Origin of the sequence: Rhodococcus kronopolitis (assembly GCF_042654025.1) — a bacterium.
In the GTDB taxonomy this organism is placed as follows: Bacteria; Actinomycetota; Actinomycetes; order Mycobacteriales; family Mycobacteriaceae; genus Rhodococcus_G; species Rhodococcus_G kronopolitis.
Genome location: NZ_JBHSFO010000004.1, coordinates 118,415 through 139,221, shown reverse-complemented (window position 1 = coordinate 139,221; position 20,807 = coordinate 118,415). Strand labels below are relative to the sequence as shown.

General features: G+C 68.1%; 16 protein-coding genes and 1 pseudogene. 4 read left to right on the top strand and 13 right to left on the bottom strand.

Translation table 11 applies throughout. From position 1 onward, the window contains the following. Positions 1–105 precede the first annotated feature (105 nt). The 9 genes and pseudogenes from ACFO6S_RS09575 to ACFO6S_RS09535 form a co-directional block, all read right to left on the bottom strand. The gene (locus ACFO6S_RS09575; protein WP_378416355.1) at positions 106–1,005 is read right to left on the bottom strand and encodes a serine hydrolase domain-containing protein; all 900 of its coding nucleotides are present in this window, start codon (positions 1,003–1,005) and stop codon (positions 106–108) included. A 438-nt stretch (positions 1,006–1,443) separates the two neighbouring features. Beyond that, positions 1,444–2,565, bottom strand: coding sequence for an Abi-alpha family protein (locus tag ACFO6S_RS09570; RefSeq protein WP_378416353.1), 1,122 nt, complete (start codon positions 2,563–2,565; stop codon positions 1,444–1,446). Between the two features lie 7 nt (positions 2,566–2,572). Beyond that, complete coding sequence (locus ACFO6S_RS09565) at positions 2,573–3,847, bottom strand: DUF445 domain-containing protein (RefSeq protein ID WP_378416351.1); 1,275 nt, start codon at positions 3,845–3,847, stop codon at positions 2,573–2,575. A 341-nt stretch (positions 3,848–4,188) separates the two neighbouring features. Further along, positions 4,189–4,539, bottom strand: a pseudogene (locus ACFO6S_RS09560) (transglycosylase family protein); the annotation flags it as partial. Between the two features lie 460 nt (positions 4,540–4,999). Further along, on the bottom strand, positions 5,000–5,812 hold the full coding sequence (locus ACFO6S_RS09555; protein WP_378416350.1) for an SDR family oxidoreductase: 813 nt from the start codon (positions 5,810–5,812) through the stop codon (positions 5,000–5,002). 286 nt (positions 5,813–6,098) lie between these two features. After that, the gene (locus ACFO6S_RS09550; protein ID WP_378416348.1) at positions 6,099–6,914 is read right to left on the bottom strand and encodes an SDR family NAD(P)-dependent oxidoreductase; all 816 of its coding nucleotides are present in this window, start codon (positions 6,912–6,914) and stop codon (positions 6,099–6,101) included. A 111-nt stretch (positions 6,915–7,025) separates the two neighbouring features. Beyond that, a complete protein-coding gene (locus tag ACFO6S_RS09545; RefSeq protein WP_378416346.1) occupies positions 7,026–8,825 on the bottom strand; it encodes an acyl-CoA dehydrogenase in 1,800 nt (599 codons plus the stop codon). A gap of 105 nt (positions 8,826–8,930) precedes the next feature. Next, on the bottom strand, positions 8,931–9,668 hold the full coding sequence (locus ACFO6S_RS09540) for a polyprenol monophosphomannose synthase (protein ID WP_378416344.1): 738 nt from the start codon (positions 9,666–9,668) through the stop codon (positions 8,931–8,933). A gap of 150 nt (positions 9,669–9,818) precedes the next feature. After that, positions 9,819–10,232, bottom strand: a complete 414-nt coding sequence (locus ACFO6S_RS09535) for a hypothetical protein (protein ID WP_378416342.1) — start codon at positions 10,230–10,232, stop codon at positions 9,819–9,821. Between the two features lie 270 nt (positions 10,233–10,502). Between ACFO6S_RS09535 and ACFO6S_RS09530 the strand changes: the two genes are divergently transcribed. Next, on the top strand, positions 10,503–12,140 hold the full coding sequence (locus tag ACFO6S_RS09530) for an amidohydrolase (RefSeq protein WP_378416340.1): 1,638 nt from the start codon (positions 10,503–10,505) through the stop codon (positions 12,138–12,140). A 6-nt stretch (positions 12,141–12,146) separates the two neighbouring features. Here ACFO6S_RS09530 and ACFO6S_RS09525 read toward each other — a convergent pair whose 3' ends face one another. Continuing rightward, positions 12,147–13,322 (bottom strand): alkane 1-monooxygenase, encoded by a 1,176-nt coding sequence (locus ACFO6S_RS09525; RefSeq protein ID WP_378416339.1) that lies wholly within the window; start codon positions 13,320–13,322, stop codon positions 12,147–12,149. 193 nt (positions 13,323–13,515) lie between these two features. On the opposite strand from ACFO6S_RS09525, the gene ACFO6S_RS09520 reads away from it, so the two are divergent. The 3 genes from ACFO6S_RS09520 (at position 13,516) to ACFO6S_RS09510 (ending at position 15,645) form a co-directional block, all read left to right on the top strand. Beyond that, the gene (locus tag ACFO6S_RS09520) at positions 13,516–14,211 is read left to right on the top strand and encodes a GNAT family N-acetyltransferase (protein ID WP_378416337.1); all 696 of its coding nucleotides are present in this window, start codon (positions 13,516–13,518) and stop codon (positions 14,209–14,211) included. Between the two features lie 178 nt (positions 14,212–14,389). Then, entirely contained in the window at positions 14,390–15,028 is a 639-nt protein-coding gene (locus ACFO6S_RS09515; RefSeq protein ID WP_378416335.1) for a dihydrofolate reductase family protein, read from the top strand. Positions 15,029–15,234: 206 nt separating this feature from the next. Further along, a complete protein-coding gene (locus ACFO6S_RS09510) occupies positions 15,235–15,645 on the top strand; it encodes a hypothetical protein (protein WP_378416334.1) in 411 nt (136 codons plus the stop codon). Between the two features lie 55 nt (positions 15,646–15,700). Here ACFO6S_RS09510 and ACFO6S_RS09505 read toward each other — a convergent pair whose 3' ends face one another. From ACFO6S_RS09505 to ACFO6S_RS09495, 3 genes are all read right to left on the bottom strand, one after another. After that, a complete protein-coding gene (locus ACFO6S_RS09505) occupies positions 15,701–18,181 on the bottom strand; it encodes an MMPL family transporter (RefSeq protein WP_378416332.1) in 2,481 nt (826 codons plus the stop codon). A 612-nt stretch (positions 18,182–18,793) separates the two neighbouring features. Beyond that, positions 18,794–19,654 (bottom strand): DUF2510 domain-containing protein, encoded by an 861-nt coding sequence (locus ACFO6S_RS09500; protein ID WP_378416330.1) that lies wholly within the window; start codon positions 19,652–19,654, stop codon positions 18,794–18,796. A 275-nt stretch (positions 19,655–19,929) separates the two neighbouring features. Beyond that, positions 19,930–20,688 carry a MerR family transcriptional regulator gene (locus tag ACFO6S_RS09495; RefSeq protein WP_378416329.1) on the bottom strand — a complete coding sequence of 253 codons (759 nt, stop codon included), beginning with the start codon at positions 20,686–20,688 and terminating at the stop codon, positions 19,930–19,932. Positions 20,689–20,807 lie beyond the last annotated feature (119 nt).

Genomic DNA, 20,807 nt, shown 5'->3' with positions numbered 1-20,807 from the left:
CCTGACCAGGCGAAGGCCTGAATGCCTACCTACAACCGGACCGGTTGCGGCCGAGACACACTCGGCCGCAACCGGTCTGCATCATGCGGCGGAGAAGCCTCGACCTCAGCGGTCCCGCATCTCCACAAGCAGGTCGATCACCGGGCTTTCCTTCGCGCCCGCAGCGTCCTGCAGAACGACAATCGCGACACTGTGCTCCCGGTCCAGGACAATCGTTCCGGAGAAGCCGCCGGTCCCACCGGAGTGCATCGTGTAGTCGACCCCGTCCTGCGAGAACACTGCCCACGCATAGCCCCGGCGTAGCGTCGGACCGTCATCCCAACGAGGCTGCAGCGCAGCCATTCCCGGCGCCTGATTCCGGAGCAGCGCCTGAGCGTAGGTGGTCATGTCCGAGATGGTCGACCTCGCTCCACCGCCGGGAGCGTACGCGCCGATCGCCCACGGATCCTGCGGGCGGCCCCACTCGTCGACACCGACGCTGACATCTGCCGGAAGGTCCGCCGCGGTGGCCGGGATCCAGGTGCCGTCCATACCGAGCGGATCGGTAATCCGGTCGTGAACCAGGCTTGCGTAGTCCGTTCCGGCCGCCGAGGCCAGCGCCTGCCCCAACAGGGCCATGCCCAGGGTCGAGTATCTGAACGTCCCGCGACCGGTCAGCGGCGCGACCCGTGCCTGCTGGATCAATTGATCCCTGTCGAAGGTGAAGGGGTTGTCGCCGAACAACTGCCACATCACACCGCCGGCCAGCATCCCCGGTGTGATCGCAAACTCGAACAGGCCCGACCGATGTCCGGCCAGTTCCTCGAGCGTCGCGTTTGCGACCTGCGTGCCCTGCACCGGCAGGAAGTCCCCGAGCCTGGAGTCCGCTCGAACCTCGCCGCGGTCGATCGCCACGGCCAGCAGCGCGCCGGTGAAGGTCTTGGTCATCGACCCGATTTCATACTCTCCGGCATCGTGAGAACCGAGATGAGCAGACTGCACGCCCGTCGAATCGACGTATGCCACGCTCACCGACCTGCCCACCGGCGGCGTCAGCAACTGCGCAGCGACCCGCGCCAGCTCGGACTGTCCTTCGGCGCCGCCGCCCGGAACCCCACCCACGGGCTCACCCGACGGCGGACCACCTGCTGATCCGCTCGGCAGGGCCCAACCGTCGGATCCGGTCGGCTGCGCCCACGACTGCGCGCCCCCTCCCACCATCACTGCACATGCGACCAGAACGGTCGTCAATCCCCTCGACAGCGCGCGCACTCTTCCCCCAGTTCCAGTTCGGCCAGACGCAAAATCCCGCCCAACTTACCGGAACGGTCAGCACTTCAGCGGCGCCGCGACCGAACCCGCCTCAATCCCGACCGACCCACCACGCTCAGCTATTGCTGCCGCCCACAACTGATTTCTGTGTTCGGGGCTACGTCTCCACACCAACGGCAAGGTGCGGTGTGGTCACAGCACCGGCAACGCCGACCCCATGCCCGGGAGCGAGAAGCACGTGCGGCAGAAGTCCTCGCCGAAAGAGGTCAGTCGGACGCTGCGGCGGACGATCTTCGCGGACCGTCCGGCCTTCTTGAGCGCCTCGGTCATCGCCGGCTGTACCTCCACCACCTGGTACCGGTCCAAGTCGACGGCGTCGTGTGAGAACGACACCAGCCCCAGGCGGTGCAGGTTGTGCAGGTACGCACTGGTGCGCTCGAGGTGGCGGCAGCCGGCGAGTTCACCGATCATCGACAAGCCCTCGCCGACCATCTCGGAGCCGATCCCAAACGGTCGCCCGGTGCGAATGTCCACGCTCGGCTGGGCCCCGGAGACGGCGAGCAGACGCAGCACCCGGGCCTCGTCGGGCGCCAGCTGGTCGAGGATCCGGTCGTAGGCGGGGTGCAGGTCGTCGCGGTCGCGGACGTCGGCGGACCGCTCGAGCAGCTGGTCCCCCCGTGCGCGCAGTTGCGCGATCCCGTCGGCGGTGGTCCCGCGGCCCGGTACGGCGACACGAGTCGACGCCCCGGTTCGATTCGATGACCGGACCCGACGCATCGGCCGGTCCTGCTCCGCCCTCACGTCGCGGCGACGCGCGGACTGCTGCGCGGACTCCCTCGCGGCCTCGGCAGCAGCCTCCCGCGCAACCTCCGTCGCCACCACCTTGGCGACCGCCGCGGCCTCCGTGGCCACCTGGACCACCTGACGGGTTGCCGCCACGGCGGTGCCGGCGGCCCAACCGGTCAGCCGTAGTGAAGTGATTGTGGTCGCCGTGGTCAGCCCGATCAGGCTGCGAATCAGCCGCTCTTCCGCTGCCACGGGCACGATCGGCTCGAGAAGCTCGGCCTCGATGACCTCTTCCACCACGACCTCGTCCACCACGACCTCGTCCACCACGACCTCGCCGAGATGACTCTCGTCCGGACAGACCGCGTCGGGGTGGGTCGTGTCGTCGCGACCGCAGCCGTCATCGACCTCGTGCACGTCTCGGTTCACCGCGGAGGTCTCGGCCTCGTCCGCGACCGGAAATTCGTGGTCCTCGTCCGGTCCGGACGCGCCATCCACGTCGAGCCGGCCGGACATGTTCTCGCTCATGCTCATCTCATACTCCGAAAATCGCCAGGTGTAGGAAGCCCGCCATCGACCCGAGCACAGCACCGTGGACGAACAGCAGCCATTCGTCCTGCTTGACCGCCGACCTCAGCAGCTCGCTGAAGTCCGCCGGCGAAAGCTTGTTCATCCGCGCGGTGACGAACACCCGGATCTTCTCCGACTGCGCCGCCGCGAACTCGGGATCCGCATAAACCAGCGGCACGAAGTCCAGCACCTCCGTGGTCGCGCGTCCGGGGATCCGTTCGTAGCTCTGCGAGCCCACCGTCATCCGCACCATCGACCTGGCCCAGCCGACCGCTCGGTCCACCGACTCGCTCAGTACCTCGTCGAGCATCCGCCGGGTCCGGTCCGAGCGCGGGCCCTCGAGCAGTTCGGTGCCGATGTTCTCCAGGGTGATGACGTGGTCAGCCAGGGTCTTCGCGTACCCGCCGATGATCTCGGTCCGTCGCTTGAGGAACAGGCCCTGTCGCCACGGCACCCACCTGCTGGGCTGGATCGGTTCGAAGATCATCGTGATGCCGAGGTAGTTGACGATGTAGCCGATGATCACCCCGCCGATCGGCAGCACCCACCAGTACGGGAGGAAGTGCAGCACCCCGACCAGCACGAACCCCATCGGATACCCGAAATAGAAGCCGAAGTTCTGCATGAACCGGAGTTCCTTGCTGCCCATCGTCCGGAAGATGTCGTTGAGCAGTCGGGGATTCGACGAGAGGTACCGGATCACCATCAGCTTCGCGTCGATGAAGTCGTCGATGTCCTCCTCGATGCGGGAGGTGATCATCCGGACGCTGTTCGGCAGGTCCGCTTCCACCTTCCGGAACACGGCCTCCCGCACCGAGTTCGGCAGGTTGTGCCACAGCTGCGGGTTCTCACTGGTCATGATTCTGGTGACCACCCCCCGCACCTCGGCGCGGGAGATGGTGACGAGATGCTCGGCGATCGTGTCGGGATCGAGAACTCGGTAGAAGTCGGCAATGCTGCCGACCTTCGCCAACGACTTGTCCACGGCGATCGACGCCATCTTCTCGGCTCTCGACGGCACGATGCCCTGCCAGCCGAAGCGTCCGTCGCTGGTGATCGCCGGGATCACCTGGACCCGGCGCGGCAGCAGCGGGAACAGCAGCTTGAGACCGGGCACCCGGAATCCGTGGAACCGGACCGGGGCGAACAGCATCAGCACGCCGGACCAGTTCGTGATGTAGCCGATGACACCGGTGAACAGCGGAATCGTGATCAGCTGTTCGAGCAGGTGATCGGGCACCGGCGGACCTCCTCGTCGTCTCGGCCCCTGGACTCAGCCCGAGACTGTCGAGGCCACCGCATCCCTGTTACCGGCGGGCACATGTATTCGCTCGGCGGTCGCGTCAGCATAGTGGGCGTGGGGATCGGGGTGTGTACTACACCACCGTCGCGGCGCCGGACGAGGACGAACGCGCACCCCCGCCTGCGACCAGGGCCCGGATCCCGTGCACGACTCCCCCGCGACCGAGATCCACGGGCCGTACCCGACCCGCCTCGGCCCTTGAAACGCGTTTCGCCCCACCGGTCGCGAAACCGATGGGGCGAGAACGGGTTTGATCAGAGTTTATGCGGTACCGGTCAGAGGTACTGGCCGCACACGGGCCACGCGCCCGGCCCCTGGCCGGCAAGGACGTTCTCGGCGACGCGGATCTGCTCGGCCTTCGAGGCGTTGTGCGCCGACCCGGAACCGCCGTACGCGGCCCAGGTGCTCGGGGTGAACTGCAGGCCGCCGGAGAATCCGTTGCCGTTGTTGATGCCCCAGTTGCCGCTGCTCTCGCACTGCGCCACGGCATCCCAGTTGTGCCCGCTTGCGCTGGCGGTACCGGTGGCGAGTCCCATCGGGACAGCGACCAGGGCGCCGGTCACGGCGACCCATCCGAGGGCCTTCTTGGACTTGCTGGCGACATGGGCGTGAATGCGGTTCGTGATCATACTGAATGAGTCCTCTCGCAATTTGACGCAGCCGACCAGGGCAGTTGCGGCCCGTTTCGGGCTCCGCACTGCGCCGTGTGGCACTGACTTCGTCCCCGCCCCTCGCGTTGTTTCAGGGGACCGAATCCGCGGGGCAGGAATGTGAATGGCGGTTCGGTTGTGGCCCTGGCTTCCGGGCCGACACCAACAGTACGGGCGCATTTCGAGACTGAAAAGAGTCCCGCCGGAGGGGTGCCGCTCTGGACCGCCGTCCACATTCCGAGATTCTTACATTATAAATGCGCAGGTCAGACGGCCCTGAGACCTTTCGCGAACCGGACTGTTATCGTTACGTTATAGTGGCTCGGATCACACGAAATTCGGACATCGATGTGGCCTCCCACACGTGCCTTACACAGCACGAAAGAGCCGTGGGACGGCGGCGAGGACCGCGCCGAGGAGGCCCCACCGCCGCCGGTTCTCAGGACGGCACGTCGAAGGACCAGACCTTCGGCCAGTCCTTGCCGCGGAAGGCCGCGTCGATCCCACCGTCGACGAAGAGGACCGACCCGACGAAGTAGGTGGACTCGGAACCGAGCAGGAAGGACACCAGCGCGGCCACCTCCTCGGGCCGACCCGCGCGACCGGCCGGGATCGTCGACAGGAACTGCTCCATGCCGGGGCCGATCAGCTCGTCGCGGCGCCCCTCCTGGGTCATCGGCGTGTCGATCAGTCCCGGCGCGATGGCGTTCAGCCGGATGCCCTGCGCGATGTACTCCGCGGACCTGGTCCGGGCGTAGTAGGCGAGCGCGGCCTTGGTCGCCGGGTAGGCCTGGATCGCCCCCAGGTCGCCGAAGGTGTCCGCGACCGCGTTGGCGGCCGCCTCGTCGGCGGCCAGGCACGCGTCGGCCAGTTCGGTCGGCCAGTTCGGCTGGCTGGTGGTGGAGTTGGAGCTGACCAGCACGACCGAGGGGTTCTCGCCGGCCGCCAGCAACGGTCGCAGCCCCTCGAGCAACTCGATTGCGCCGAAGTAGTTGACGGCGATCAGGGCGCTCGCGGGCCGCCCGACGGCTGCCGCCAGACCGGCGAAGGGTACGAATCCGTCGATCTTGCCGTCGACCAGGCCGGCGACCTGCTCGATCGCGGACTGACGGCCATCGGCGGTGCTCAGGTCGACGTTGACGTCGGCACCTCGGAGATCGACACCCACCACCCGGTGGCCGTCGGCCTCCAGCCGGGCCTTGGTCGCCGAGCCGAGGCCGGACGCTGTCCCGGTGAGCACGTAGGTTGCCATGATGTTCCCTTCGCCGCAGTCGAGAACGGCGCCACGAGACGCAGCGCCGTTCAACGGGCCCGACCCTGACGTGGCCGAGCCCGACTTCCGAAGGTATCGACCCGCGCGCAGCGTCGGTGCCGACTTCGCCGGTTCCTCCCGCTGAGCGGTCACTCGGTCCCGGATCGCATCACCGGGTGACGGGGATCGGGCCGGACCGGGTGTGCGGGCACCCCACAGTCGGGGTGATCCCCAGTGCCGCAGCGCGACTGCCGTCGCCGCACCGACCGCCGTCGCCGGCAGGAACTCACTGTCCGAGCAGGGACCTCTGGAACCGGCGCATTCCGCGCAGCCAACGGTCGTAGTCCGCGCCCTTGTTGCGGTACATCTCGAGCACCTGTTCGTGGGGCAGGATGAGGAACCGTTCCTCCTGCACCGCAGCGAGCACGATGTCGGCCACCGTCTCCGGTTCGAGCACCGCGCCGGCGGAGGTGACGGCCCGCGTCGCCGCCATCCCGAGCGCGTCGCCGGATTCCTGGCCCTCGTAGAGCAGTCTGGTGTTCACCCCCATCGGGCACAGGCAGCTGACTCGGACGCCGCGATCGCCGTAGGTGATGTTGAGCCATTCCGCGAAACCGACGGCGGCATGCTTGGTCACCGAGTAGGTGGCGGAGCCGATCTGGGTGAGCAGTCCGGCTGCCGAGGCGGTACTCACGAAGTAGCCCTCACCGCGCTCAACCCACTGCGGCACCAACAGTTTCGCGGCCCTGACGTGGGCACGCAGGTTCACGTCGATCGACAGGTCCCAGTCGAGCTCGCCGGCGTCGAGGCCCGGCGCACCGGCGACCCCCGCGTTGGCGAAGTACATGTCGACGGGCCCGAACTCGGCACCCGCGAGGGCGATCAGCCGCTCGATCTGGGCGGTGTCCGAGACGTCCCCGCCTGCGCCGACGGTGACACCCGGGTAGTGCGAGTTGACCCGATCCGAGACCGCCCGCGCGGCGGCCGCGTCGAGGTCCGCCACGACGACCCTCGCGCCTCCCCTGGCCAGTGCCGCGACCAGTGCCCCGCCGATACCGCCACCGCCGCCGGTGACTATGGCAACCTTCCCTGCAACCTCCACGAGATGTGACCTCCCTCTTGTTTCGAATCCTGCTCCTGCACAGTTGAATCCACTACCCAGCCCGAGAGCCATCGGCACCCGGTCCGGTACCGGGCCAGTCCGGCAACGCGGTCAGAACCAGTCGGCCCGGGTGTCCACGGTGGTGCGGTCGAGGCTGTCGAGCAGGTCGAGCTGCGGACCCGTCCGGGGCAGTTCGAAGCGGTAGAAGTAGCGCGCGGCCGCCCGCTTGCCCTCGTAGAAGTCGCCCTCCCGACCCTCGGCGGCCAGCAGCTGTTCCAGCCAGATCCAGGCAACCACCATGTGCCCCATCGCCTCCAGGTAGACCGACGAGTTCGCCAGCGCAACAACGGGATCGCCGCCGGACCACAGTCGTACCGTCGTGGCCACGATCCGCTGCAACACGGCCGCGAGCTCGTCGGCGTATCCGGCCGCGGAGCCGTCGGCCTCGCGGGCGCGTTTCACCGTGTCGCCGACGGTCTCCGCCAGCAGCGCCAGCCCGGCCCCGCCCTGCATCACCACCTTGCGCCCCAACAGGTCCAGTCCCTGGACTCCGTGTGTGCCCTCGTGGATGGGGTTGAGTCGGTTGTCCCGGTAGAACTGCTCGACGTCGTAGTCGCGGGTATACCCGTAGCCGCCGTGTACCTGGATCGCGAGGCTGTTCGCCTCCAGGCACCACTGCGACGGCCAGCTCTTCGCGATCGGCGTCAGTACGTCGAGGAGCAGGGTGGCCCGTGCGGACAGGTCAGGGTCGCCGATCGTGTCCTGCTCGTCGACCAGCTTGGAGCAGTAGAGTCCGAGCGCCAGCGCTCCTTCCACATAGGCCTTCTGCGCCAACAGCATTCGCTTCACGTCCGCATGCTCGATCAGGGCGACCGGCGGCGAGGACGGGTCCTTGTCCGTCAGGCTCCGCCCCTGGGTGCGGGTCCGGGCATACGCCACGGACTGCAGGTAGCCCGCGTAGCCGAGCGAGATGGCGAGGAACCCGACGCCGATGCGCGCCTCGTTCATCATGTGGAACATGTAGGACAGGCCGCGGTGCGGCTCGCCGACGAGATGGCCGACGGCCCCGGCGTGGCCACCGGGGGTGTGGGTGCCGTCGCCGAAGTTCAGCAGGGTGTTGGTGGTTCCCCGGTTGCCCATCTTGTGGTTCAGGCCCACCAGCGTCACGTCGTTGCGCTCCCCCAGCCCGCCCTCGCCGTCGGGCAGGACCTTGGGCACGACAAACAGCGAGAGCCCCTTGACCCCGGCCGGCCCGCCCGGGATCTTCGCCAGCACCAGGTGCACGATGTTCTCGGACAACTCGTGCTCGCCGCCGGAGATCCACATCTTGGTGCCGGTCACCCGGTAGCTGCCGTCGGGCTGCGACTCGGCGCGGGTGGTGATGTCGGCCAGCGACGATCCGGCCTGGGGCTCGGACAGGCACATGGTCCCGAAGTAGCGCCCCTCGAGCATCGGCCGCACATAGGTGTCGATCTGTTCCTGCGTACCGTGCGCGACAATGAGATTCGCGTTCCCGACGGTCAGGAACGGGTACGAGGAGGTGGACGCGTTCGCCGCCTGGAACCAGGCCATCGCCGCCCGGGCCACCACCGTCGGCAACTGCATCCCGCCGAGCGACTCGTCGAACTGCCCGGCGATCAGCCCCGCCTGCGCGAAGAGGTCCAGCGCCTCCTTGACCTCAGGGATCATCTCGACGGTGCCGTCCGGGCGCATCGTCGGTTCGTTCGCGTCGGCCTTCTTGTTGTGCGGCGCGAAATGCTTCATCGCCAGGTCGGCGCAGAGGTCCAGGACGGCGTCGAAGGTGTCCGTCGAATGCTCGGCGAATCGCGGCCGGGCGGTCAGGGACTCGACGTCGAGCCATTCGTAGAGCAGGAAGTCGAGATCGCGGCGCGAGAGGGCGGGCGTGGTCATGCCGCTCAGTATTGCGGCTGGCGCCCTCATGGCTACGACAAACGGGCGGTTAGCGGGGCGGCCTGTCGGCCGTCACTCCGCTGACCGCCCGTTCGGGGGAGTCGATCAGCTGGTGCCCTTGCCGAACCGCAGCTTCCACGGCACCATGGCGGACTCGAGCTGGACCCCGAGGCTCATCTTGGACTCGCCGATGCTGCGCTCCTCGAACCTGATCGGCACCTCGGCGATGGTCATGCCGCGCTGGACGGTCCGGTAGTTCATCTCGACCTGGAAGGCGTAGCCGTTGCACTGCACGCCCTCGACGTCGATCGCGCGCAGCGTGTCGGCGTGCCAGGCCTTGAAGCCGGCGGTCGCGTCCTTGACCCCGAGCCGCAGGATCGTGTTCACGTAGAAGTTCGCCCATGCCGAGAGCGCCTTCCGATGCCACGGCCATTCGCTGGCGACCGCGCCTCCCGGGACGTACCGCGAGCCGAGCACCACCGCGGCGTCGGTCGTCATCAGCGTCTCGACCATCGCGGGGATGGCCGTCGTGGGGTGCGAGAGGTCCGCGTCCATCTGGATCACGATGTCTGCGCCCTCGGCGAGCGCACGGCTCATGCCGGCGACGTACGCGCGACCGAGACCGTCCTTGACGGTCCGGTGCAGCACACTGACCGGGATCGGGCCGTCGGCCGCGAGGGCGTCGGCGACGTCGCCGGTGCCGTCGGGGGAGTTGTCGTCGACGACCAGGACATGCATGTTCGGCAGTTCCAGCGCCGCGAGCAGGTCTACGATCTTGGGGAGGTTGTCGCGTTCGTTGTAGGTCGGGACGACAACCGTGATCTTCGGGACGACGCTGCTCATACCAACCTTCATTCGATCTGTGATCCGACTGCCGTCATCAGCAACGACACGTCCGGTCGCGAACAAGTCCCAAATCCTACTACCGCGTCCACCCGGATACGCCAGCCAGGCGGCGGCCAGACCGGGTGTGACTGCCGCCGACCAGGGCGTTTACTGGATGCCGGGGATGAAACCCGGGTACACGAAGTGACCTGGGCCACCGCCGGGCAGGTTCGAGCCGGTCGAGCCGGGGAAGTCGTAGGCGAGCTTGACCAGCTTGTGGGGGTTCCCCTCCCGGTCGGCCTGCCAGCAGTCCAGCGTGACCCCGTGGAAGCCCTGGCACACGATCCGGGTGCTGGTGCCGAACGGCGAGGTCAGTCGGTCCGCACTGACGAAGGGGTTCCAGTAGCCGAGGTCGGTCGGGGTCAGGAAGCTCTTGGTGTCGTACGGGACGAGTGGGGTGGGGTACGAGGGCGGCGTCGGCCACTCGTCGGCGGCGGCGATGCCTGCCGTCCCCAGCGCGACGAGGACGGCGGCGGCCGCGGTCGCGGCGACTCGGGTGGCGCGGCGGATGGCACTGCTCATGGTCGTCCCTCTCGTCGGAAGCGTCGGTCCCTCGTTGCGCCGGTCCGACCGAGACCCCCGCCCGATCGATCGACGAACGGGCACGACAGGCACGGGACACCCCGAGACACCGCTGTCCATGACATCGGTCCGGGCGGCGGCGGAGTTACAGGCGCGGGGCGGGCGAGAATCGTCGAGACGCTCGGCCGCCGTGGCAGCGTCGGAAGCGATAGCGTCGAATCGACTCCGCCGGGGGAGTAGCCGACGCGGACGCGACGAAACGGGGCAACGATGGACGACAGCCGGACCGACGCCGCACCCGCCGATCTGGTGATCTTCGGCGACGTCGTCACCATGGACGACGCCCACCCGCGCGCGCAGGCGGTGGCGGTGCGCGGCGGCCGGATCGCGGCCGTCGGAACGCGCACCGACATCGAGGCGCTGATCGGCTCCGAGACCCGGATCGCCGACGTCGGCGACGGCTGTGTCCTGCCCGGCTTCATCGAACCGCACGGCCATCCCCTCGAGGAGGCAATCGTGCTTGGCCCGGCGGTCGTCGACATCCGGCCGGTCACGATGCCCGACGCCGACGACGTGGTGCGCGCGGTCCACGACGCGGTCCGGACCGCAGGTGCCGCCGGCGCTTCTCTCAACGGCTGGGACCCACTGCTGCAGAAGGGTTTGCCCGAGCCCAGCCGCGACTGGCTCGACGCGGCAGCGCCGGAGCACCCGCTGGTGATCATGCACAACTCCGGCCACGTCGCCTACTTCAACACCGCCGCTGCCACCGCGGCCGGGCTCGACCGTGACACCCCGGACCCGGTGGGCGGCTCGTACGGCCGGGACGCGGCGGGCGAGCTCGACGGCGCCGCCTACGAGGTGCCTGCCGTCCTCGCGGTCGCGGGGCGGGCGATGAGCGTCGGGGACGACTTCCCCGCGCTGCTGGCCGCGGAGTGTGCGCGCCTGAACGCCGCCGGGATCACCACGATCGGCGAGATGTCCTTCGACCCACGAATGCGACCGGCCCTCACCGCAATCGCCGCATCCGGCGCACTGACGACGCGGCTGCGTCTGTACGAGATGTCCACCCCGGAACTCGCCACCGACGCCGTGCCGGGCGAGGGTGACGACCTGGTGAGACAGGTCGGCGTCAAGGTCTGGTCGGACGGGTCGCCCTGGGTGGGCAACGTCGCCACCAGCTTCCCGTACCTCGACACCGCCGCCACCCGCGCACTCGGCATCGCCTGCACCCACGGCCACGCCAACTACACCGGCGAGCAGATCCACCACATCAGTTCCGCCTACTTCGCCGAGGGCTGGCAGATCGCCTGTCATGCCCACGGCGACGACGCGATCACCATGGTGCTCGACGCGTGGGAGCGGATGCTCCGGGAGAATCCGCGCGACGATCACCGCCTGCGTCTCGAGCACGTCGGCGCGATGCGGCCCGACCAGTTCCGCCGCGCCACCGAGCTGGGCGTGACGGTCAGCATCTTCGTCGACCACCTGCACTACTGGGGCGACGTGCTGGTCGACGACCTGTTCGGCAACGAGCACGGAAGCACCTGGGCCGCAGCCGGTTCCGCCCTGGCTGCCGGCCAAAGGTTCTCGTTCCACAACGACGGTCCGGTCACCCCCGCGAATCCGCTGCGGAACATCCACGACGCCGTCAACCGGCTCTCGCCCAGCGGTCGCGTGGTCGGGCCGGAGGAACGGATCCCGGTCCAGGCCGCCCTGCGGGCCCAGACCGTCAACGCGGCCTGGCAGCTGCGCAGCGAGGACCATGTCGGCGCGCTGTTCCCCGGGGCATTCGCGGACCTCGTCGTCGTCTCGGGCAACCCGCTCGACGTCGATCCGACGACCCTCGTCGACCTGCAGGTGCTCGCCACCGTCTTCGAGGGTCGGACGGTCTACGGCCGGCTCGGCTAGCCAGTCTCAACTCGTGGCGTACGCGCCGGTCCCGTAGCGGCGAACCACCCTCTCGCGCTTGCGGGGACAGACGTTGATGAGTGTGAGGTCGCCGCCGTAGTGCGCCAGCACTCGGTGATCCATCACCCTGCGCCACAGCGGTGGGAACAGCGAGAGAATGATCATCACGACATACCCGGACGGGAGCTGTGGCGACTCCTTGAACGAGCGCAGCAGCTGGTACCTGCGCCCAGGATTCGCGTGATGGTCGGAATGCCGCTGCAGGTGGTAGAGGAACAGGTTGCTGCAGAGTTGGTCGCTGTTCCAGCTGTGCTGTGGCGTGATTCGTTCGTAGTTCCCGTTCGGTCGCTTCTGCCGGAGCAGCCCGTAGTGCTCGAGGTAGTTCGCCGATTCCAGGAGCAGGATCGCAATCGCGGCCTGGATTGCGATCCACGGCAGCAGGCCCCAGCCGAACAGGAGGATGAGGGGGGCGAAGCAGACCACGCTCATCGACCACGCCACCAGCAGGTTGTTGCCCCGGCTCCAGACCCGCTGGCCGTGCCGCTCGAGTCGCGCCCGTTCGAGCCGCCACGAGGACCTGATGCCGCCGAAGATGGAGCGGGGGAGGAACGCCCAGAACGACTCCCCGAACCGGGCGGTGGCGAAATCCTCCGGGGTGGCCACCCGCACATGGTGTCCGTACTTGTGCTCGACACAGAAGTGCCCGTAGAAGGACTGCGCGAGGGCCCACTTGCCCAGGGTCCGTTCGCTGCCCGGAAGCCGGTGCACCAGTTCGTGCCCGACGTTGATCCCGATCGCGGCCGAGACACCCAGGGTGACGGCCAGCGCTGCCCGTTCCCCCGAGCCCATCGGTTCGTGCACCAGGAAATAGCAGCCGAAGAACAGCCCGAGGTACTGCAGGGGCAGGTAGAGGTAGAGGCACCAGCGGTAGTAACGATTCCGCTCCAGTGCCGCCATCGCCTCCTCCGGCGGGTTGGAGTTGTCCGGTCCGGTGACCAGGTCGATGAACGGAATGAAGATCAGCCAGAGGAAGGCGCCGAATGCCCAGAACAATCCCAGGCCCAGGGTGTGGACCAGGGCCCAGGCGATGAACGGGCCCAACGGCGCCGCCAGGCCGAGCGGCCAGAGGTAACGCTTCGGGTCACGCCACGCGACCGAATCTTCGTTGACACGGGTCACCATCGGATTCTCCAAGTCGGAGCAATACGTCCTGATCGCGAAAAGTAGCATTCATTCGTCGATAGTTCGCGGCGAACAACCCGGCGGCGCACGGACCCGGATCCCGACCCAGCCCACCCGGTCGAGCAGATACGGCAAACCGGTCAGTCCAAACCGCGCGGTCCAAACTTCGTCGACCTTGGTCTACAGTCCTGCCGTGCATGAGACGACTGACTTGGACCGCTTCGAACCCGTACCCGATCCGCGACCACTCGACGAGCCCTGGCCGCAGCTGAACTGGCCGGTCCCCGCCGACACGGTGCTGGCGGGGGAGACGGTGCAGTTGAACCCGATCGACCCGGCCGCGGACGCGGCGGAGCTGTTCCGGGCGCTCGACCATGATTCGGTGTGGGCACACGTGCCCGGACGTCCCAGCGATCCAAGGCATTTCGAGGAAATCCTGGGCTCCCGGCACGCCCTACCGGAGTGGAACACGTGGGTCGTCCGCACCCGGCGGGCCGTCGCGGGCCTGCCCGCAGGCACGGTGGTCGGCACCAGCTCGTATCTCGACGCGAGCAGCCACGACGCGCGCCTGGAGGTCGGGTACACGCTCTACACGCCGGCGGTGTGGTCGAGCGCGGTGAACCCGGAGACCAAGCTGCTGCTGCTCGGGCACGCGTTCGACGTCCTGCAGGCCGGCCGGGTCCAGCTCAAGACGGACACCCGAAACCATCGCTCCCAGCAGGCCATCGCGCGGCTCGGCGCCGAGTACGAGGGGACCCTGCGGCGGCACTTCCGACGACCCGACGGCACCGTCCGCGACACGGTCATGTTCTCCGTCACGGCGGAACACTGGCCGCAGGTCCGCGAGCGCCTCACCGCACGACTCGCGTCGATGCGCGCGGAGCGTTGACCCCCGGCCGGACGTCGCCCCCGTGGCCGTGATCCCGCAGGCCACCAGGTGGGCACTCGGCCGCGGCGACGTCCGGCGCGTCACTGGACGTGACACCGTGTGTGCGCGATGATTTCGCAGCAGCATGACGGTCTACACCCGCAGTTCCCTCGCCACAACGAGCAGAGGAGCTAGTCCCGTGCGCATCGTGATCAGCGAGTTCATCAGCCTGGACGGCGTCGTGCAGGCGCCGGGCGGACCCGACGAGGACACCGACGGCGGCTTTGCACACGGCGGCTGGTCACATCCGTTCTTCGAACCGGCGGTGCTCGGTGGCACCATCGCCGACACGTTGGCCAATGCCGACGCGCTGCTGCTCGGGCGGCGCACCTGGCAGACGATGGCCGCGGCGTGGCCCGCGCGGGCAGGCGACCCGTTCGCCGACCGGATGAACGCCATCCCCAAGTACGTCGTGTCCGACTCCCTCGACGACGACGAGCTGACCTGGACCAACACCATCCGCATCCCGGGCGATGCGGCCGTCGACCGGATCCGGGAGCTCTACGAGGCCGACGGCGGCGACCTGCTGGTGATGGGCAGCCCCACCCTGGTGCGCACCCTGCTCCGCGAAGGCCTCGTCGACGAACTCCGGCTGATGGTCGAGCCGGTGCTCCTCGGCGGCGGGAAGTCGATCTTCCCCGCGGACGGCATGCGGCAGACGCTGGCGCTCGTCGGATCCGTCACCAGCCCGACGGGCGTGCACGTGTGCACCTACCGCCCGATCGCCGACGCCCAGGCCCAGGCCCAGGCCCAACCATCCGGATTGCCCGACATGTAACGATCCGCGGCCCGTCGTCGAGGAAAAGGTAGGCGGCGAGGATCGCCGTTCTCACATTGTCCGACAGAAGGGGAGATGTCATGGGCAAGGAAATGGTGCGCCGCGCGGGCGCGGTGCTACTCGCAGCGACAGGGATCAGTACCGCACTGGCGGCCGGCGGGGGTGCCGTCGCGAGTGCACAACCCACCCCACCCACGTCAACGACCATGACGTGCACGAGCGCGAACCCGCTCTTCTGGGCGCCGCCGTTCACCTGGACCATCAATGCCGCATCGGGGGCGTCACTCCGTCCCGGCGCGGCCGACCTGGAGCCGGCTCTGCTGCTCAGCGGCGGGAACGAACTGCCCGTACCGCCCGGTGGCCTGCTGCCGAGTTTCGGGCTCAACTGGTACGGCACGCGGGTGCTGGTCGACTGGAAGAACACCACGACAGGCGCATCCGGCCGGAGCGTGAGCGACGAGGCAGCCTGGCACCAGATGCCCGGGATCCCGATCAACCGCACCTGGACGGGAACCGGGACGGTGTCGTTCACCGTGACCACCCAGACCGGTGCGGGCTTCTGGTTCGTCAATCCGCAGAACGCCGTCTGCCGCGGCGAGGTCACCATCGTGCCGTGAGGTGACCGTCGGGTGGACCGGGATCGCCGACACGGCACGCCTGGCTGCCGTGCCCTCAGTCGCTGTCGAGTCGGGCGCGGAGCTCGTGCACGGTGATCATCGGTCCGCCATCGGTGTACCTGCGGGTCCGTCGCGCGGGCCTGAGTCGCCCGGCCGCCGGGGCGCCTCCGGATGGGGATGCCGACGCTCGTGCCCCAGCGGACAGCGGAGGGTGCATGTGCGGTATCCGCTCGGTCACCGGATCGTGGGCGCCAGCACCGGGACCTGGATCCGCAGTGGGCTCCGTCAGCCACGACCACGTCGCGTCCGACGTCGATGTCGGGTGGTCGGGAATCGGCATCAGGTCGGGAATCGGCCAACTCGAGGCAACAAGTTCCGGGACGTCCGCCGGTATCCGCTCGTCGTCCAGGATCGGCTCACCCAGGCCCAGCTTCTCCTGGAAACGCTTCATCCACGCCGGCGCCCACCAGCACTGGTCACCGAGCATCGTCATCGTCGCCGGGACCAGGAACATCCGGATCAGGGTGGCATCGATGACCAGCGCCGCGATCATGCCGTAGGCGATGTACTTCATCATCACCAGCTCGGAGAACGCGAATGCACCGGTGACCACGATCAGGATCAGCGCCGCCGCACTGATGATCCGGCCGGTGTGCGCGGTGCCGACCCGGACCGCCTCGGTGGTGCCGGCGCCCCGCGCCCGCGCCTCCACCATCCGGGACAGCAGGAACACCTCGTAGTCGGTGGACAGGCCGTAGACGATCGCCATGATCAGCACCAGCACCGGCGCCATGATCGGGCCGGGCGAGAAGTTCATCCACGTGGCGCCGTTTCCGTCGATGAATATCCAGGTGAGGATGCCGAGGGTGGCACCGAGACCGAGCGCGGTCATCAGTACCGCCTTGATCGGCAGCACCAGCGAGCCGAACGCCAGGAACATCAGCAGCGTCGTCAGCAGCACCGCCATCGTGACCATCAGCGGCAGGTTGTCCAGCAGTGCCGAGATCGAGTCCTGCTCGATCGCCGGCGTGCCACCGACCAGCATGGTCACCCCGTCCGGGAGCTCCATCGAGCGCAGGTGTTCGATCGTCGGTTCCGCATCGTTGCGGTCGACGAGGCCAGCCTTGAAGACCGTGACACCGTCCCTGGTCGGGTTGTTGACCGTGAACTTCTCGACCAGTCCCGGTGCCGCACTGGCGTCCTTGACGATCTTGGTCAACTCCGAGCCCTGGGCGCCTTCGAGAACCAGCTTGATCGGCTCCGACCTGAAGCTGGGAAACAGCTCGTCGAACTGCTCCTGGGCGAGCCGGGTCGGGTTGTCCGGCGGCAGGTAGGTCTCGTTGATGCCGCCCAGCTTGATGCCGGAGATCGGGATGGTCAGCAGCAGCAGGCCGACGACGATCGGGACGGCGACCTTGAGCGGGTTGTTCATCACCCACTGGGTCAGCCGACCCCAGGGGCCCGACTCGATCTCGGCCGCCGTCCTGGTCTTGCGCATCCACTTCAGGCCCAGCGCGTCGACCCGCCTGCCGAGCAGCCCAAGAATCGCCGGCAGCACCGTGATCGAAATCAACGCGGCCAACAACACCGCGGCGATCGCCCCGTACGCCATCGACTTCAGGAAGCCCTGCGGGAAGATCAGCAGACTGCCGAGGCTGGCGACGATCATGGTCGCGGAGAACACCACGGTCCGGCCGGCGGTCATCACGGTCCGGCGCACCGCGTCGGCCGTGCCGTAGCCCTCGGCGATCTCCTCGCGGAACCGGCTGACCATGAACAGCCCGTAGTCGATCGCCAGGCCCAGGCCGATCAGCGAGACCACCGACAGCACGAAGTTGTTGACCTCGGCGAACCCGGTGATCAGCTTGACCACGCCGTTCGCCGCGATGATCGTCAGGCCGCCGACGAACAGCGGCAGTGCGGCCGCCACGACGCCGCCGAAAATGAAGAACAGCAGAATCCCGACCGCGGGGATCGCCAGAATCTCCATCCGGTGCAGATCGTTGGCCATGGTGTCGCTGATCGTCCCGGTGACCGGTTGCAGGCCGGTGAGTTGGACGTCGACGCCGTCTATGTAGAACTGGTCGCGAACCGCCTTGAAGTTCGCCGCGACCTCGGTGTCGTCGGCACCCGCGATCGCGACGCTGGCGATGGCGTGACGCTTGGCCGGATCGGCCATCGCCGCGACCTTCGTCGACCAGTAGCTTCCGTTGACCGCGAGGATCGTGTCCGGATTGTTCCGCTGGAGTTCGTCGAGGCTCGCGGTGATCGTCGCGCCGAACGCCGGGTCGTCGACCGTCTTGCCGTCGGGCGCCGTGTACAGCAGGACCACGTCGGCCTTGGTGTCGCGACCAAAGGTGCTGTCCGCCAACACCGCAGCCGCCACGGATTCCGACCCGGGATCGACCAAACCGCTCTGGCTCAGATGCTTCTCGACTCCGAGGCCGTATGCACCCAGCGCGAGCATCAATCCGACCATCGCCGCGATCACGACGACCCGCATGCGGTAGATCAGTCGACCCAGAGCAGCGAACACCTTCACCCCCTCGCGGTGCAGTTCTCCCGCCCCAGGACTCAGTCATGGCGAGCCGCGGGCCCCGTCGGTACCCACTGCTACCGGGCCTCGTCTGCAGAGCGACGTGCAGGCCACCGTACACAAGGCAGCGCCTCGCGGAGGGGAGTAGAACTATCTGGGGAGCCCCGCAACTGACGACGGCGCCCTCGGGAATCGGCGAGGAGCCCGTGGAAGCGGCCGAACTGCCAGGTGGCGAGCCGTTCCGGAGAGGCGCCGGTCGTTCTCTAAGAACCTTCTGAGAATCAGGATTCAGTTGCAGGGCAACGCGGCTGCCAACACCGAAGCGCCACCACGCGGAGCCGGCGATGCAGCAGCAACCGACGATCCGTCCGGCTCTCGTGCCACGCCCAAGCTCGCACCGTCCCGGGAGAAGACCTCGCGAGCATCGACTCCCGGACGGTGTCGTCCGCGTGGCCGCTCGCGTTCTCGATCGCCGTCAAGTCGTCGTCGACAGCCCCGTCCGCCGAACGCTCACCGGCGGCCGCCCCCCGGCCGGAAGGCTATGTGCTGGAATCGATCTGTTAAGCCAGAACGTATCTCGCGGAGGTGATGGCCGATGGCGACGCGGAGCGGCTACCTCTTGCTCACGTCGACGACGCACCGGTCGAGCGCCTCGACACGGTCGTCGCCGGGATCGATGTCGATCTCGCGGCTGGCGCGCGGCCAGCTCGTCTCGTTGCGTGCACCACCCGTCGACGAGTACACCTGGCCGCTCTGCACCACCCACACGTCGGATCGGCTCTTCATCTTCCCGTCGGGCCGCACAGTCGTGGCCCCCACGAAGGTGGTTGGCCCGTCGACGATCACCAGTCCGTTGGTCAGCGCGAGGGAGGAGTTGGTCAGGCCCGACGCGATCTGTTCCATCAGACCGGGATCGGCGGCCGCGCACCGTGGGTCGGACAGATTCACCGCGTTGGCGACCGCGGCGGATGGGGAAGCGACAGACGTGGTGGTCGGCTCCGATGCCGCCGAGGCGGTCGTGGTCGGCGCGGCAGTTGTTGTCGTCGGGTCCGCCGCGCTGGTCGCGGCGGGAGCTGACCTGGTGGTGGTGGGTGCGGCGCTGTCGACGCTTCCGGAGTCGTCGTCACCGAGTACGGCCCCGAAGACGGCGAGGCCGACGAGCATGCCTACGACACCACCGACGACCTTCACTGCTCGGTAGGTCTTGGGCTTCGTCGAATCGGGGCCGGGATCGGCGGCAGTGAGGTCGGCCGGCGAGCCGGGCGCGGCCGCAGACCAGGCCTGGTCAATGCGCTGGTCGACGACGGTGTCAGTGGCTTGAACGGAAGGGAACGCGACCGTCGGGGCGATGCCCGCGGCTGCGCCGGGCACAGGGCGGGTTCCACTGGTCCACTGGGCCCCGTCCCACCAACGAACGGTGTCCGGCGCCCCCTCGGGGTCGGGATACCAGCCAGGCGCAACAGTGGGGTCCATGGCCTCGTTATATCAGCAGCAGATCGCGCGAACAGAGTGCGGCACTACGCGAGTGGAGCGATGACGCACGCCGTCACCGGCCACCCTCACCGCCGCCTGCCAAGCCATTGGACCGAAGCTCGGCATCTGCCCGGAGTCTCTCCGCAACTGGTCCCAGCAAGCCCAGATCGACACTTCTCAGTTGCCCGAAGCCACATCCGCGGAGCATCCCCTCCGCACTGGCCGCGGAGGGGATGCTGCCTTCTCCGGGATACCCCGGGCTTCCGGGCCGAGGACTACTCGCCGAGCCGCTCGTCCGCGTAGGCGACCATCGCGTCCCGCTGGTACTCGGCCAGGCCCTCGGCGATCTTCTCGTAGTTCGCCTTGAACCGCTCGTCGTCCACGTACATCTGCCCCACGCACTTGTACGCGTCCCGGTTCGGGGTCCAGAAGCGGCAGATGTCCTGGTACTGCGTGTCGATCTCGGCCTGAACGGCCCCGTCGACGACCGGGGTGCCTGCGGCCATGAACTCGGCCATACGGATCATCGCCGCGGTCATCTCACGCTGCATGCGCTCGACGTCCTCGGCAGTCATCGTCGCGGCGTTGCGCCGAGACTGTTCGAACTCCTCCGGCCAGCGTTCGCGGGCCTCGTCGTCGTACTGCGTGTTGCCGAAGCCCTCGAACAGGTTCTCCGGGCGGTTGATCTCGACTGCCATATCCGTCTTCCCTTCCAGTTCGGCGATGGTGCGCGCCACCGTGTCCGCCATCCGCGCCAGGCGGTTGCGCTCCCCGAGTAGGCGGACGTGCTGCCGTTTGAGGGCGGCAAGTGTGTCCGGCTCGGACTCGACCGCCTCGGCGATCTCGGCGAGGCCCAGGCCGAGTTCGCGCAGGACGAGGATCTGCTGCAAGCGCAGCAGTTGCCCATCCTCGTAGTAGCGGTAGCCGTTGGTGCCCACGTAGGCCGGCTCGAGCAGTCCGATGTCGTCGTAGTGCCGCAAGGTGCGGGCGGTGACGCCCGACATCCTTGCCACATCCGCGATCGACCAGCTCATGACGCTTCCCATCGTTCCGTGAGGACGGTCCGTCCGGCCTCGTCTTCGACCGTAGAAGTTGCCGTTACGTGAAGGTCAAGCGGAAACGCACCGAATCAACTGAGAATTGACCCATCATC